Here is a 14,620-nt window from a genome sequence, read left to right as displayed (position 1 = left end):
TTGACAGCCCCGATAGCGGCTGACAAATAAAGGCCTTTTTTCAACACAACACAGCTATGGCATCACCTACCGACGTCCGTAAAGGCAAAGTCCTGAACTATCAAAACAACCCTCACCTCGTGCTTGATGTGCAGCACCGCACGCAGGGGCGCCAGGCCGGCTTCATGCAAGTTACCATGCGTAACCTCAATACCGGGGCCAGCACCAACACCAAAATCCGCACCACTGACTCGGTTGAGATCCTGCATACCGATATGGTCACACTCGAGTTCAGCTATATCGACGGAGACGGCTACCACTTCATGGATCCGGAAACATTCGAGGATGTGATTCTGGATGAAAGCCTGGTCGAGGATGCCAAGGATTTTCTGGTCGAAAACCAGGCCTACAGCATTCTGCATGTGGACGAAAAACCGATCTCCATCGACTTGCCCGCCTCTATTGAAATGAAAGTCACCGAATCACCGGAAGGGGTTAAGGGAGACACCGCCAGCAATGTGCAGAAGCCGGCCACACTGGAAACCGGACTTACCGTGCAGGTGCCGCTCTTCATCAAGGAAGGCGAGGTCATCAAGGTCAACACCGCCGACCGCTCCTACGCTGGCCGGGCTTAGGTTCAGAGGGCAGAGGCCCGAAGACAGTAGAGGCTCCGCTTGCGGATGCCAGTGGTAAGTCTCGCGCTGTGACGCTCGGATCGGCATCACCGCATCACGAAAACGAGCTTAAAAGAGCGTACTTCAGTGGCATCTCATACCACTTTGTGACTTTTACTGGTGGTATAGGGGATGTTGGATACGGGTGGCAAACGGAGTCGGGACATTCCTGTCCCGATTGATCGCAAGGGAGAACTTTTCTAAATTCAATATGCATCTCAATTCGCGATGCTATGGATGGACAGGAATGTCCATACTCCGTTTGTTGGCTCAGATTCGATGATATTGCCAATAAAAGTAAGCAGACGTTATTCTCTGCCAGTTGGCTCATGGCATGCGCAAGCGCAGCCTCTACAATCTCTCACCCCGGAGGCCAGTTCATCTGGCGGCCACCGAGCACATGCACGTGAAGATGCGGCACCGCCTCGCCGCCTTGTTTCCCGTTGTTGATGACAACGCGATATCCGGCATCCAGTTCCAGTTGCTTTGCCATCTCGGCCGCGGTCAGCAATAAATGACCGAGCAGGGACTGATCCTCTGTGCCGGCTTCGCCCACACGCGGAATGGGCTTTTTCGGAATAACCAGTACATGTACGGGGGCCTGCGGATCAATATCGTGAATGACGATACAAGCGTCATCCTCGTGCTCCACCTTGGCCGGAATCTCGCGGGCAATGATCTTTTCGAAGAGTGTGCTCATAGTATTATTTATATGGGTCGAAAGTCTTGGGGATACTTAGTCGCAAGCGTTTCAAGGAACAGCAAGCATAGAACTAATACCCCAGCTTGTGGATTTTAGATTGCTGATGATTCGCGGATTCGCGGCGGCATAAATCGGTTTATCCAGCTTCGACTGGATGTAGAGCAGGCCGGTCGTGCGGCGTCCCATGGTCGAGTGCTTATCCTCCGGTATACATGTTATTTTTTTCAACCGTTAATTAACGTTAATGAACGGCTCCTTCCCCGGCACTCTGGTTTCTGTTTCTTAGTTTTTTTCCGCATACCTGTTCATCCTTGGTTCCCTCCTCTTCTTCATACATCAGAGTAGATTCTCAAAGACGTTCGGCTACGGATTCTGCTTTTCAAACGCAGTCACAAAATCACTCATCAGTTCCCGCAATTTGGATTTGAGGGAACTCAAATCATCAGGCGTGGGAACACTCTCGCGTTGCATCTCATAAATTGTGGCGATGGTCCGCTGCTTATTCCGGTCGATGGTGACATAATCAAAGACTTTCAGAGTCAGTTCATAGTTATCCACGCTCCGGGACTGGGCTACCTTGATCGAGACCTCCACCAGCGGCACGTTGGTTTGCGGGGCATTCATCACATAGGGCCTCAAGTTAATATCGGCGCGTCGCAACTGCAGCTCCACGATATCACTGATATCCAAACGTTCGGCAGAAGTAATTCGGGGCGCGAGCGAAGTATCCACATTCATGTAGAGGTAGTTAATGCCTTTCAAATGCGAGGCCTCTCCGCGCTCGGTAGTCTGGGCAATGAGAGTGATGGGCAAGACGAGGAACAGGGTAAACAATCTCATGATCCCAGCATGCGATCACAGCCCAAAAAGTAAAGCGTACAGCCAGCTGTCGATTTTCGCTGCGGGGTCCTTCATCAAAGCACCACCACCTGCAATTGTGAGCCGCGGGTCGCCCAGGCGCAGGCCAGTTCTTCAATCCAGCCACGTACACGCTCATACTCGGATTGCCGGGCCTGCGTCCAGTATTTGCCCCTGGGGCAGACGGCCTCACGCAGCCCCGTGACCAAGAGTAAGGCCTCGCGCCGACCGGCCAGCTTCTTCATTTCCCCGACAATAGCCTGCCGGATCCAGAGGGCGCTGAAGACCTCCAGCTGCGGCACATGCCAGTGGGAGAACCCCATGCTGGCAGGTTCGCCCCCTTCTCCAAAATGGAGGCGCGCCAGTTTCTCGACGTAGCTCCCGAGTTGTACCTGAGCGGCGTCCTCCGGGTGCTCACGGTAGAAAAATTCCAGCGCCCGGCGGGCGTGCTCACTGCGTTCGGGATCGGAGACCCGGGCCAGCAGCTCATTGAGCGTGCGCAGCTGTTCGACGGGGTCAGGTCGTGGCATTTCCGGAAGACGACTTCAACTCGTTGATCTCCTGGGCCAGTTCCGAAAGGTCGCGGAAATCCTTGTAGACCGAAGCATAGCGTACGTAGGCGATCTGATCGAGGTGCTTCAGGCGCATCATGATCTGCTCGCCGATCGCTTTCGCCGGGAACTCGTGGTCGAACTCGTTCTCGAGGGCGGACAGGACGTCGGCGACCAGCATTTCGATCTGCATGACGTCGATCGGCCGCTTCTCCACCGCCTTCTTCAGGCCTCCGAGCATTTTCGCGCGATCAAAGTCCTCACGACGGCCGTCGCGCTTAACCACCTGCAAATCGGCGCGTAGGACCTCCTCAATCGTGGTAAAGCGATAGCCGCAATCCAGACACTCGCGACGGCGACGGATCGACGTTTCGTTCTTACCGGTTCGGGTATCGAGCACTTTTGTCTCGATCGAGGTGCATTTTGGACAACGCATGTTGAAAGGAAGTCAGAATTCAGAAGTTAGGAGCCAGAAGACAGGAATTATACCGTTTCAAAAAGTTTTGCACCTTACAGAAATGACTATTGTGGCCCCGGTTCTGGGAACCGGGGCGACCTGCATCGACCCCGAAACAGAGTTTCGAGGCTACGGAGTTACTCATCTAAAAGATTAAAACTTAAGAAAACGATATTAGAAAAACTGACGAAGTTCTATGAACTAGATGTAGTGTGACAATTTGGCAAACACTATATTTAGTGCGCAAGAAGGGCAATCAAACCGCATCTAGTCCCCATGCCCTGACTCTTAATCTTAATCTCAATCTCAATCACCCCGCCCTAGAATGATCGGGTGGGCCGACCAAGGTCTTCGATCCCAACATCTCAAAGACAAGGATCAAAACCCGCCGTAAAAACTCTGCGACCTCTGCGCCTCTGCGGTTCATGCAAAATACGCCCGGGTTTGAGTAAGAGTAGGAGCAAGGGTAAGACGATTTGAATCTCTAGAGCTTGAGGAAATTCTCCAGCATCTTCATCCCCTGCTCCGTCGCGATGGACTCCGGGTGGAACTGCACGCCCCAGAGAGGCAGCTCCTTGTGGGCCAGCCCCATGATCTCGCCCTGCTCCGTCTCAGCTGTGACTTCGAGGCAGTCGGGCAGACTTTCGCGTTCTACGATGAGAGAGTGGTAGCGGGTCGCCTCCATGGGATTGGGCAGGCCCTGGAAGATATCCGTATCGCGGTGCGTCACCGGACTGGTCTTCCCGTGCATGAGATTAGCGGCCCGGATGACCTTACCGCCGTAGTATTGGCCGATACACTGATGCCCCAAACAAACCCCGAGCAGCGGCTTCTTTCCGGCAAAAGCTTCGATCATCGCCAGCGAGACGCCGGCCTCGTTGGGCGAACAGGGCCCGGGAGAAATCATCACCCGCTCGGGATCAAGCGCGAGGGCTTCCTCCACCGTAATAGCGTCGTTGCGATAGATCTTCTGCTCCACCCCAAGCTGGCCAAAATACTGAACCAGATTGTAGGTGAAGGAATCGTAGTTATCGATGACGAGAAGCATAAGAAAATGATTTAGACCGTTAATTTACGTGAATTGACGTTAATAAGAGAAGATTTTTCCGATGTGAATGCGAATGATGTTTAAGCGTTTTCGTCGATGACGAATCCTCCTGAACAATCTAAACCATCATTCACGTTAATTCACGTTAATTAACGGTTCTAAACATCATCCCCCATCACCCGGGCCGCTTCCTGCACGTCCTTGTCGCCGCGGCCGGAGAGGTTGCCCACGATGATCTGGTCGCTGCTCATTTCCTTGGCGCGCTTCATGGTGTAGGCAATGCCATGGGAGGATTCCAGCGCGGGCACAATACCCTCGACCCGACATAGCGCCTTGAAGGCGTCAAGCGCTTCGTTATCGGTCGCGTAGCCGAAGCGGATACGATCGGCATCGCGGTAGTAGGCGTGCTCGGGGCCGATGGCCGCATAGTCGAGCCCGGCGGATACGGAGTGCGTCAGATCAATCTGGCCCTCATCGCTCTGTAGAATCCAGGTCTTGGCTCCCTGCAGCACGCCGAGACGACCGCCCTCGAAACGGGCGGCATGCTCACCGGGCTTGATGCCGTGACCGCCGGCTTCCACGCCGGTCAGCGCCACTTCCAGGTCTTTGAGAAAGGCGAAAAAGATCCCGATGGCATTGGAGCCGCCACCCACGCAGGCAGTAACTTCGTCCGGCAGGCGCCCGGCCTTTTCCAGAATTTGACGGCGGGTCTCTTCACCGATCACCCGGTGAAAGTCCCGTACCATCATGGGGAAAGGATGCGCGCCCAGCGCCGAGCCGATGATGTAGTGCGTCGTGCGCACATTGGTCACCCAGTCGCGCATGGCCTCGTTGACCGCCTCCTTCAAGGTCTTCTGCCCGGCCGAGACGCCCCGCACCTCGGCCCCGCAGAGCCGCATACGATAGACGTTGAGGGACTGGCGGCGCATGTCCTCCTCGCCCATGTAGATGACGCACTCAAAGCCCATCTTGGCGCACATCGCCGCCGTGGCGATGCCGTGCTGCCCGGCCCCCGTTTCGGCAATGATACGCTTCTTCCCCATCCGCTTGGCCAGCAGGGCCTGCCCGAGCGCATTGTTGATCTTGTGGGCCCCCGTATGGAGCAAGTCCTCGCGCTTGAGGTAGATCTGCGCTCCACCGCAGTGCTCGGTCAACCGCTCGGCAAAATAAAGATTGGTCGGACGGCCGGCGAATTCACGCAGGTGATGGTCCAATTCTTTTTGAAATTCGTGATCCTTCCGCGCCGCCTTGTAAGCCTCGGTCAGCTCGAAGAGCGGAGTCATCAAGGTCTCGGGCACATACATGCCCCCATAGGGCCCAAAATGGCCCCGCTCATCCGGGAGGCTGAGCGGATCAAGTTCTAGTCCTGGCGTCGCAGTTGGCATACTTAGAATACGGCGCGCAGAGCGCGGCTTTGTCAAGCGCGGTGGTGGGTAACATAATCGAGTTAACGGCTGTCAGTGTAAGAAAATAAAAGAAACCGTTAACCGCAGAGTTCGGAGAGCGCGCTGAGGCTTCGCCGAGCGGTTTCATTTTTCGGTTCTTCGAAGATTTTCGTGGAGGACTATTTGCGTTCTCGGGGTGATTCATCCCCCGACCCGAATGGCAGACTTGTTTGCACCGTGCCTGACAGGTCACAGCCGATTGGGGCGCTCCAAGCGGAAGCCCATTCGCAGCCCCTAACCCGCTCGGTCGGGGGATGAATCACCCCGACAACTTCTACCGAATATATCGTTTCTCTTTGAACGCTTGAGGACTCGTCGGAAAGCTCGTTTCTCAGACATCTACAAATAGCCCATTTCCTTCTCCCTCAGTTCTCCGCGTTCTCCCCGAACTCTGCGGTTCAAAAATTGCTTCGTCATTTTCGGAAGACCTTCGTCTATTCCTCTTTGTCGTATTTCAGTTCGACCAATCCTCCCAGTCCAAACCTTCGATCAATTTAAAATGGCGCACATTCAACGTGGCAAGGGTCAGATTGTGCGCAACGGCGATGGCTGCCATACTCAGATCGAAATCATCAACCGATTTGCCGAGCTGACTTTGCCTCGCCTTCATCTCTCCAAAGACCGAAGCCACTGGGGCCGTAAAATCAAAAACCTGCAGGCGACCCTTGAGTATCGCCCGATAGGCGCTCCATAACTTATCGGAATCCTTGAGAAACAGACCATACTCGACCTCGGCAATGGCCATGGCGGGCACAGCCAACTTGCCATCACCCTGTTGCTGCCAACGGCTCTGGCACACAGGCAGAGGCTGCGGACGAATGGGCTGGGAAAAGACCGACGTATCCAGTAGGTAGCGAAGCGCCATCAGTCCAAGGGATTCGCATGCTTGTCCGCGTGGGTCTTTCGTTCCGGCAGCTCAAAGTCCTCGTCGAATACACCCTGTTGGGCCTCAATCTGGGCCCGGCGTGCCCAGACATCGGAGCGAGCCGATGCCGCATCTTCCACGTAGGGGCGAATCTCCGCGACCGGCCGATTGCGGTCCAGGACGATGATGGAATTTCCAGTCTGCCGCACCCGCTTGAGATAACGGCTCAATTGGTTACGTAGCTCTCCAGTCTTCACCTCCATGTAGCCAAGTATTTTAAACTATTTGGCTAAGTCAAGCTTGGTGGTAGGTCCCTAGTCATCGCAGGTGGCACTCAAAACCTTCATGCACACCCCTCAGCAACAGGCCGCGGTTTCCAAGTACAAAAAAATCCGCTCCGAAGCTGGAGCGGATTTTTGAAATTTAAAATGGCAGCAACCTTAGCTGCGACGGCGGCGCAGCATGACCGAAGTCAAGGCGAGCAAGCCGCCGAGGAGCGCGAAGGTGCCGGGTTCCGGGACAGGAGTGACATCGGCATACGATATGCCAAAGCGGATTTCGTCAGTTTCGGCACGAGGATCAGACGTTTTGTTCCAAAATGTGATAGTGTCGAAGTTGCTCTGGGTCAAAGACGCCGATACGGTTTGTTGGACATCGCCCAGAACCAGATCAGTGCCAGGGGTATAGATATTGATGGTATCGGTAGCGCCAAAAATAATTTCACCAACCACGAAAAGGTCAGTTCCAGAGGTATATCCTACGCCGCTAGATGAGCTAACAACTCCTCCGCTCCAAGTGGCCGCTTCCAGCCCACCCTTAATACGAAAACCAATTCCATCGCCAGAGTTTTGAAGAGGAACGTTATTTGTATCATTTCCTTCGTCAGTACTGAGGGCGAAAGCGAAATCAGGATTGGAGCCTGAAATCGTGTTGATAATCACGCTGAACCAAAGCGTGTCACCGTCATCCATGAATGTGTCAAAAGTGCTGCCAATATCAGTCCATGAAGAATCGTCAGACATGGTAACCTTGTTGCCTACAACAGAAAGCGACCCCCAAGACATGCCCGGACTCTCGATGGTTGAACCATTGTCGCTCCATACACCTGAAGTCTCAGTAGAAAGATCGCCAGTATTATAATCAAAACCTTCGTAGAAAAGCGTCTGGGCGCTAAGCGCGCTAACAGCCAAGAATACTGCTGAAAGTGTGGGAATGAATGGTAAGTCATTCATAGAGATTAGACTACATAAACAGCGACTGTTAGTAACACAATCACACCCTGATCTTTTTTTCAAGACAATAACAGCCCTACCCACCTGCCCTTATCCGGACAGGAAAAACCTCGCCTTTACGACATTATTCTCAAAAATAGCCTCTAAAAATCAAAAAGAGCCATGCCCTTCGACATCCTTTCCCCTTCTGAGCAGGTCGCTCAACATTTAAAGAAACTGATCCTGCGCGGTCGCTGGGACCGAAACCTTCCGGGCACGCCGGCGCTGTCCAAAGAAACCGGGATCGACCGTAAGACGATCACGGCGGCCATTCAGCTGCTGGAGGAACAGGGCGTTGTCCAATCCCAGGGGGCCGGGCGGCCGCGAAAGATCGTCCTGTCCGAGAAACAGCGGCGGAGGGGGTTAAAAATCACTCTTCTCCTTTATGATGAAGGGGTGAAGGACAAGCTCTATATTCAAAAACTGCAGAGCCTGCTGACGGCGGCCGGCCACACTCTGGAATTTTCCAGACGCAGCTTGACCAGCATGGGCATGGACCTCGAGAAGGTGAAGCGCTTTGTCCGGGCGAATCCCTCGGATGTTTGGATCCCGACCGCGGCCTCAAAGGAGATACTGGAATGGTTCGCCACCCAACCCTTCGCCACAATAGCGCTGTTTGGCCGTCGGCGCGAGGTCCCGATTGCCGGTGCAGGGCCCGATAAGATCGGGGCCATTCGGGAATTAACCCAAAAGCTCATCTCGCTGGGACATGAGCGCATCGTCATGTTCAGTCGGGAGGAGCGCTTACACCCCAGCCTGGGCCTCTTCGAACGGGTCTATTTGGAAACGCTGCAAGCCAACGGCATTAAAGCGGGCAGTTACAACCTGCCCGACTGGAAGAGTAATGCCAGAGGCTTTCAGGAGTGCCTGGACGGACTTTTTAAAGTGACACCCCCGACCGCACTGATCATCGAGGAAAGCCAGTTTTTCGTGGCGGCCCTGCTCGAGCTTTCGCGACGCGGCATTTCCATCCCCGAGCAAATCTCCATCTGCTGCACCGACAACGACATAGTTTTTGAAATGTGCGCCCCCCACGTGACCTGCATCAACTGGCCCTCCGACCCGGTGGTGCAGCATATTGTCAAATGGGTGAGAAAAGTTAGTCGCGGGAAAGTGAATAATAAGCAGGTCTACACCCCGGCCAGCATCCTGGAAGGCGGGACGATCGGTCCGGTGCCGGGGGCGCGTGCCCAAACGGGCGAGACATAAAAAAGAGACGCTCCTTTTCGAATCGGCTAGCTGCAGCAACGACGGCGAAAACCGGCACACAAGGCCAGTATCCCGAAAACCAAGGCCGAAGGCTCCGGAATCCGGTCCACGGTAAAGTTGATGTTATCGATCACGCCAGAGGAGATGTTAGAGTCCGGATTACCCATCCAGAGGTCTTTGAAGGCGATCCCGATGTCCTTGCCGAAGTGCTCGCTGTCGGCGGGCAAGCCGGTGTAGGTCAGCGTGACCCGGGAAAAGGACGGCCCGGCGTCGACGGTTCCGGTGGCTTGGCCCAAAATGGTATGCTCCTTGTCCGGCATGTCCCGTTTTTTCCCGCCCAGGTCCTCCCCGCGGTCGGCGCCGGGATTGAAAGCGAGAATGTAAGCGTCGTAACCCATGGCGACGGAGGGGTCCTCATTGTCGTTCCGGTCCTGCTGTACATCAAAGGAGAGCGTGTAGACCGACCCCTCTTCCAGGGTGATGCGGAAAGCTGCTTCCGATGAGACAATTTGAGGTGAGGCGGTGTAGCGGAAGGCATAGGCCTGATTGTTTCCGACTGAGGCGGAGAAAGCGTTGTTGACCGCATCGACAATCCCCTGCCGTTCCGCCCCGTAGACGAGATTGCCGGTATCCGGGTTGATCGGCCCCACCACCCATGCGCCGGGCCTTCGCTCGCTGGTGAATTTCGGCTCGGTGGTCTCCGTCACATTGGGAAATTCAAAATTTTCCCGAAAGATCTCATTGGCATTGGCTGTCGCCGCGCACACCAAAGCTCCGCCCGCTAAAAAAATGAGTGTTTTTCTGATCAAGGACATAATTCAAACCTCTGCTAGGTTCATGCCTTCAGGGCAAAATATAAAGCATGAAGCATCGTGAAAACTGAGTTCACATTTTATTTACTGAACGGATTACTTTTCCGGTCATAAATAATGTCTAAGAATTCGGTCGACCCCGCTGTCACAAGCGAGCAAGGCCACGTCGCCTGAGGCTCCATTGGATTACGCCCGCACAAGTCAAAACTCAGTTTTGGGGTGAGCGAGACACGAGGAAGAAGATCAAACCGCACCGGGCCCCGCTGTCACCAGCGACCATGTCCGGCGTCCTGTCCGGCGTAGCTTGGAAAAGCGCAGACGGAGGCCACCGAGGCTAAATTTTCTTCAAGGCCGCTTCAAAGGCAGCCACATCCTCGGGTGTATCGATTCCGATGGTCGGCTGGTCGGTAATCCCGACGTGGATTTTGTACCCATGCTCCATGGCGCGGAGCTGCTCGAGTTTTTCCAGCTCTTCCAGATAGCCCGGCTCCAGGGAGGAAAATGCGGATAGGAAATCAGCGGTGTAGGCGTAGAGCCCGAGATGACGGTAGACCAGATGCTCCGAAAGCCAGGCGACGTCGATTTGCCCCTGCTGATCGCGGGCGAAGGGAATAGGCGAGCGCGAGAAATAGAGCGCAAGGCCGGCGCGGTCGCGGACGACTTTGACCTGATTGGGATTGGCAAAGTCCTCCGGCCGCTCGAAGCGGACCGCAAGCGTGGACATGGCAGCGCCACCTTTGAGGCCGGCGGCGAGGGCGCGGATCTGCTCGCCGGTGACGAGGGGTTCGTCGCCCTGCACGTTGATGACGGCCGACGCGCCGACGCTGGCATTGGCTTCGGCGAGTCGATCCGTCCCACTGGGATGATCGGGACGAGTCATCACGGTTTGGTAGCCGGCGGCGCCGAGACAGTCTTCCAACTCGGCATCGTCCACCGCAAAATAAAGCGGGAACTCCGGAGCCACCTCGCGAATGCGCTCCGCTGTCCAGAGAATAACCGGTTTGCCCTGAACGGGGTGAAGCAGCTTGCGCGGGAAGCGGGAGGACGTGAGCCGGGTGGGCACAATTATAACAGGCGTCTTTGACATCTTGCCCCCAATCATCATGAAAGATCGGCAATGAACAAGGAAATCAGTGCGACCCACGCGGCTAAATTACGTGATACCGACCCGAAGGTGACCTTTCTCGATGTGCGGGAAGACTCGGAGCTGGCCATCTGCCGGATCGAGGGGGCCTTGCACATTCCGATGGGCGAGATTCCGGAGCGGGCGGATTCGCTGCCAAAAGACGAAACCATGGTGGTTTTTTGCCACCACGGCATGCGCAGTGCCAACGTACAGCAGTATCTGGAAGCCAAGGGCTTTAAGAAAGTTTTGAATCTGGCCGGGGGCATTCACAGCTGGTCGCTGGAAGTGGATCCCGGGACGCCGCGGTATTGAACGGCTATTTTGAGGTCATGCGATAGACGCCGTCCCAGGGATCGGGCGCGCCGTGCTCGATAAATTCCCGGCAGCGGGCCGCAAGGACCTCGGAAGGAGTGGTCGGGGCAAACTCGCGGCACGGCTCATGCGGCAGGCTGGCCTCGAAACCGGATAATGCCGATTCCCACCGCCCGGCGAAATAAGCGTCCAGAGCTTCCTCATAGGCCTTCTTGCAGGACTTTCGCTTGGCTTCGTCCAAGGTACCGTCCCAGAGCTCGAAGATATCGACCGGCTGGCTGCGACCCTTGACGATGATTCGGTCCAATTTGCGGTAATCCAGGCTGCCGCCGTGCGCCAGAGCGGCCTTCAGGGTGTCTTCAGTGATCATGGTATAGACACCGTAGCTCTTGGCCCCGCTTTCGCAGCGGGCGGCGAGATTCACCGAGTCGCCCATCATGGTATAGGTGAATCGCATCTTGCTGCCCATGTTGCCGATAACAGCCTCACCGGTATTAATGCCAATGCGCGTGCGCATCTTCAGCACCTTCTCCGGCCATTTACCTTCCTGCGCCCAGTGCAGACGCAATTCGGCATGCCGCTCCTGCATCCGTACGGCCGAGTAGCATGCCTTAATGGCATGATCTTCGACCGGGTAAGGCATCCCGAACATGGTGACGATGGCATCGCCAATATATTTATCCAGGGTACCCTGCTGCTCCTGAAAGGTTTGGGTCATGGCGCCCAGGTATTCATTCATCAGTGCCACGAGATCACTCGGACTGAGTTCCTCCGAGATCGCGGAGAAGCCCTCAACATCGGAAAAGAGCGCAGTGACCTGGACTTCCGTGCCTCCAAGCTCGGGGTCGCGCTCCGACTCCACCATTTCCTCGACGAGGCTGGGCGAAACATAGGCCCCGAAGAGCGTTTTGATACGCCGACGCTGCCACTCCTCCACGCTCAACTTAAAAACGACGACAAGCAAAGTTGCAGTCGCGGCACCACCCACCGGCGCGATCAGCGGCAGGATACAGGACCCGTAATTAAAGGCATAAAAAACCAGACCGGTGTAAGCGAGAAGCGCAACCACGCCTCCGGCACGGGTCCACACCCGCCCCCGGCCGCTCCACAGAATCAGGACCGACACCATGATGGTGAGGAGAAAAACAATCAGAGACGAACCGATCCCTTGAACCCGGGAAACATAAGCCTGCTCTTGAACGGTTCGGTAGACGTTGGCGTGCAGCCCGACCTTGGGCATAGGCGCACGGCTAAAAGGCGTGGGCGCGAGGTCCTTTAAGGTGGCATCCACACCCCCGATAAAAATAACCTTGTCGTGGAAGCGCTCGAACCAAGCCTCCCACTCGGATACTGCGGCAGCATCGCCTGCCGCGGCCGCCGCCCCAAGCGTATTGGCCGCTTCGAGCACATCCGCCATGCTGTAGTGTAGCCCGGCGCCTTGGTCCGCCCAGTCCCTGAACCAATTGACCTCAATCGTCTGCCCCTGGATCAGCGGTATTTCGCGAAAGATCGAGCCCTCCCTGCGGATGCGCAGAGCACTCCCGGACCACTCGACTGCTTCTGAATCAAGGTCATGAGCAGCAAGAAAAACTTCCAAACCCAAACTTAGCAGCCGATGCGAGCTATGAGCCGGGATCGGATCGAGCGCAAATCCATCGGCGTCCTTTAATTGCATATTGCCACCCTCCAGCACGATTTCCGGATCGTTGAGAATATGGTAAAAATAACGCCGCTGCCCGTTAATCAAATGCCGACTAAAGCCTTCGCCCTCGGCCTCAATAATCGCGGGGAGCATGTGGGGCACATCGCCCCGGTTGAGCTCTTCATCCACGTTGGCCAACCCCAGGCGACCGGTATCAAATGTAATAATGGGAAATGTCGGCGCCTCCGGGAAAGGCACGTCCGGCGGATCCGTAAACCCATTACGGCGAAGGGGTAATTCCGACAGACCTCCGCTTGTGCCCGTGTAGGCTGCCGCAAGTACCAACTTATCGGAGTAGCGAGCCACCACTTGCCCGAAGCGCAGATCACCTTTCCGCGCCCGCTTTACGTCGAGCAAAGAGCCGGTGCCCATGGGCGAGAAAATAATATCGACCCCAACCGCCCGAGCCTTTCCGGGTCCAAGCAGGGCCTCGACCGTCTGGGCGAAATTTAAACGGTCCCAAGGCTTATCTCCCATTTTGGCCACCGTCTTCGGATCCACATTGACGAAAACAATCGGTGCCCCCGAGACTTTCTCCCCACGCACAAGGTAACGCCAACGAAGAGCCTCCTGCTCCACACCGTCCAAGAGACCGGATAGGCTTAGAGCAACCCAGAGCCCGGCAGACATGGCAATGAGTACCGCGTAGGCGATGAGTTGTCTGGTCCGGCTCACGTAAGCTCTTTTTAGCGGTTAAAAAAGTTCGGCCTGATTCTTTGAGGGTGGTTTCACTTCACCGCGAAACGGTGAAATGGTTTCGGCACGGGGCGCGAACTCAATCACGCGTGGGCGTCTGGCCTGTTCTACGGGCCGGCCATCATTCGACGGGGAAACAACCACCTCCACATCGCTAAAATCAGCGAGCGCTTTGGTATGGGCCCACAGTTTCGTTTGATCCATTTCGTCCAGCTCCATACGATCCAATCGAGATAAAAACTGCTCGAATTTTTCACGAATTTGGTCGGTCTGCTCCCCCACTTCAATTGCCGGCGCCAAATAACTGCCCGCACCCGAGATCCGCTGCCCTGCGTAAATCAAGTAGGATTCCCCGCGTTTGTCACTGAGGCGAACCGTCCCTTCCGTGCAGGAAATCGTGAAATCGTAGATGTTACTGCGGTAGTCGAAGTCAATCCGCACGAGCAAGACCGCCTTAACACTCGAGATCCGGCCAAAGGGAGTTTCCACGACAAACTTGGAATCGGCAGTCAGCGAGCGACTGTCAATCAGGAGCTCGCCCCGGCGCAAATTAAGAATCATACGACTACGAATTTCCGTAAGTTCCTCCCGTTCACCGGTACTTTGGGCCTCGTAAAGACCTTCAAAACGCTCGACAGAAAAATAACCTCCCCCACGAAAACCGAGCGTCATAGCGTTTGAGGTATGAATGAGAATCGACCCATCCGCCTGCGCCTGACTGGAAAACATCCCGGAAAAATAGGTCGCCTGCCCGAAATCCTGGTAAGTCTTACCCGCGGCGGTATCCGTCAACTGAACCTCGCCCGAGGCCTCGACCACCATGGCCGAGCCACGCACCCACGCTTCGGCCGCAACAGGCCGGACGCCGAACACGAGCAATAGAATGACAAATTTCGGAAAGGTTCTCATGGA

At 55.5% G+C, this 14,620-nt stretch carries 17 protein-coding genes; 3 read left to right on the top strand and 14 right to left on the bottom strand.

What is annotated here, in order from left to right:
• Positions 1-56: 56 nt before the first annotated feature.
• Positions 57-614, top strand: a complete 558-nt coding sequence (gene efp / locus DDZ13_RS12705) for an elongation factor P (RefSeq protein WP_110131836.1) — start codon at positions 57-59, stop codon at positions 612-614.
• 400 nt (positions 615-1,014) lie between these two features.
• On the opposite strand, the gene DDZ13_RS12700 is transcribed toward efp, so the two are convergent.
• From DDZ13_RS12700 to DDZ13_RS12655, 10 genes are all read right to left on the bottom strand, one after another.
• A complete protein-coding gene (locus tag DDZ13_RS12700; protein ID WP_110131835.1) occupies positions 1,015-1,353 on the bottom strand; it encodes a histidine triad nucleotide-binding protein in 339 nt (112 codons plus the stop codon).
• A gap of 51 nt (positions 1,354-1,404) precedes the next feature.
• Positions 1,405-1,584 (bottom strand): hypothetical protein, encoded by a 180-nt coding sequence (locus DDZ13_RS15770; protein WP_233246159.1) that lies wholly within the window; start codon positions 1,582-1,584, stop codon positions 1,405-1,407.
• 135 nt (positions 1,585-1,719) lie between these two features.
• Positions 1,720-2,196 (bottom strand): hypothetical protein, encoded by a 477-nt coding sequence (locus DDZ13_RS12695; protein WP_146209363.1) that lies wholly within the window; start codon positions 2,194-2,196, stop codon positions 1,720-1,722.
• Positions 2,197-2,270: 74 nt separating this feature from the next.
• Positions 2,271-2,744: a hypothetical protein gene (locus DDZ13_RS12690; RefSeq protein WP_110131833.1), complete on the bottom strand. Its 474-nt coding sequence runs from the start codon at positions 2,742-2,744 to the stop codon at positions 2,271-2,273.
• Positions 2,731-3,201 (bottom strand): transcriptional regulator NrdR, encoded by a 471-nt coding sequence (gene nrdR / locus DDZ13_RS12685; protein ID WP_110131832.1) that lies wholly within the window; start codon positions 3,199-3,201, stop codon positions 2,731-2,733. The genes DDZ13_RS12690 and nrdR overlap by 14 nt, the downstream gene beginning before the upstream one ends.
• 505 nt (positions 3,202-3,706) lie before the next feature.
• Positions 3,707-4,270 carry an anthranilate synthase component II gene (locus DDZ13_RS12675; RefSeq protein WP_110131830.1) on the bottom strand — a complete coding sequence of 188 codons (564 nt, stop codon included), beginning with the start codon at positions 4,268-4,270 and terminating at the stop codon, positions 3,707-3,709.
• A 158-nt stretch (positions 4,271-4,428) separates the two neighbouring features.
• Positions 4,429-5,655 carry a tryptophan synthase subunit beta gene (gene trpB, locus DDZ13_RS12670; protein WP_110131829.1) on the bottom strand — a complete coding sequence of 409 codons (1,227 nt, stop codon included), beginning with the start codon at positions 5,653-5,655 and terminating at the stop codon, positions 4,429-4,431.
• 514 nt (positions 5,656-6,169) lie between these two features.
• Positions 6,170-6,580, bottom strand: coding sequence for a type II toxin-antitoxin system VapC family toxin (locus DDZ13_RS12665; protein WP_110131828.1), 411 nt, complete (start codon positions 6,578-6,580; stop codon positions 6,170-6,172).
• Positions 6,580-6,843, bottom strand: coding sequence for a type II toxin-antitoxin system Phd/YefM family antitoxin (locus DDZ13_RS12660; RefSeq protein ID WP_110131827.1), 264 nt, complete (start codon positions 6,841-6,843; stop codon positions 6,580-6,582). Before DDZ13_RS12660 ends, DDZ13_RS12665 begins: the two co-directional genes overlap by 1 nt.
• 177 nt (positions 6,844-7,020) lie before the next feature.
• Positions 7,021-7,812 carry a PEP-CTERM sorting domain-containing protein gene (locus tag DDZ13_RS12655; protein WP_110131826.1) on the bottom strand — a complete coding sequence of 264 codons (792 nt, stop codon included), beginning with the start codon at positions 7,810-7,812 and terminating at the stop codon, positions 7,021-7,023.
• 162 nt (positions 7,813-7,974) lie between these two features.
• Here DDZ13_RS12655 and DDZ13_RS12650 point away from each other — a divergent pair, with 162 nt between their 5' ends.
• Complete coding sequence (locus DDZ13_RS12650) at positions 7,975-9,060, top strand: substrate-binding domain-containing protein (protein ID WP_110131825.1); 1,086 nt, start codon at positions 7,975-7,977, stop codon at positions 9,058-9,060.
• 26 nt (positions 9,061-9,086) lie between these two features.
• Here DDZ13_RS12650 and DDZ13_RS12645 read toward each other — a convergent pair whose 3' ends face one another.
• Positions 9,087-9,875, bottom strand: a complete 789-nt coding sequence (locus tag DDZ13_RS12645) for a hypothetical protein (protein WP_110131824.1) — start codon at positions 9,873-9,875, stop codon at positions 9,087-9,089.
• Positions 9,876-10,206: 331 nt separating this feature from the next.
• Positions 10,207-10,935 (bottom strand): 3-deoxy-manno-octulosonate cytidylyltransferase, encoded by a 729-nt coding sequence (kdsB, locus tag DDZ13_RS12640; protein ID WP_233246158.1) that lies wholly within the window; start codon positions 10,933-10,935, stop codon positions 10,207-10,209.
• Positions 10,936-10,989: 54 nt separating this feature from the next.
• On the opposite strand from kdsB, the gene DDZ13_RS12635 reads away from it, so the two are divergent.
• Positions 10,990-11,310, top strand: coding sequence for a rhodanese-like domain-containing protein (locus DDZ13_RS12635; RefSeq protein WP_110131822.1), 321 nt, complete (start codon positions 10,990-10,992; stop codon positions 11,308-11,310).
• Between the two features lie 4 nt (positions 11,311-11,314).
• Here the strand turns inward: DDZ13_RS12635 and DDZ13_RS12630 are convergent, their stop codons facing one another.
• Positions 11,315-13,687: an adenylate/guanylate cyclase domain-containing protein gene (locus tag DDZ13_RS12630; protein ID WP_110131821.1), complete on the bottom strand. Its 2,373-nt coding sequence runs from the start codon at positions 13,685-13,687 to the stop codon at positions 11,315-11,317.
• Between the two features lie 18 nt (positions 13,688-13,705).
• Positions 13,706-14,617, bottom strand: coding sequence for a FecR family protein (locus DDZ13_RS12625; protein WP_110131820.1), 912 nt, complete (start codon positions 14,615-14,617; stop codon positions 13,706-13,708).
• Positions 14,618-14,620: the final 3 nt, after the last annotated feature.

The organism is Coraliomargarita sinensis (genome assembly GCF_003185655.1).
Taxonomy (GTDB): Bacteria; Verrucomicrobiota; Verrucomicrobiia; order Opitutales; family Coraliomargaritaceae; genus Coraliomargarita_B; species Coraliomargarita_B sinensis.
This window is presented reverse-complemented; position numbering and strand designations above follow the sequence as displayed.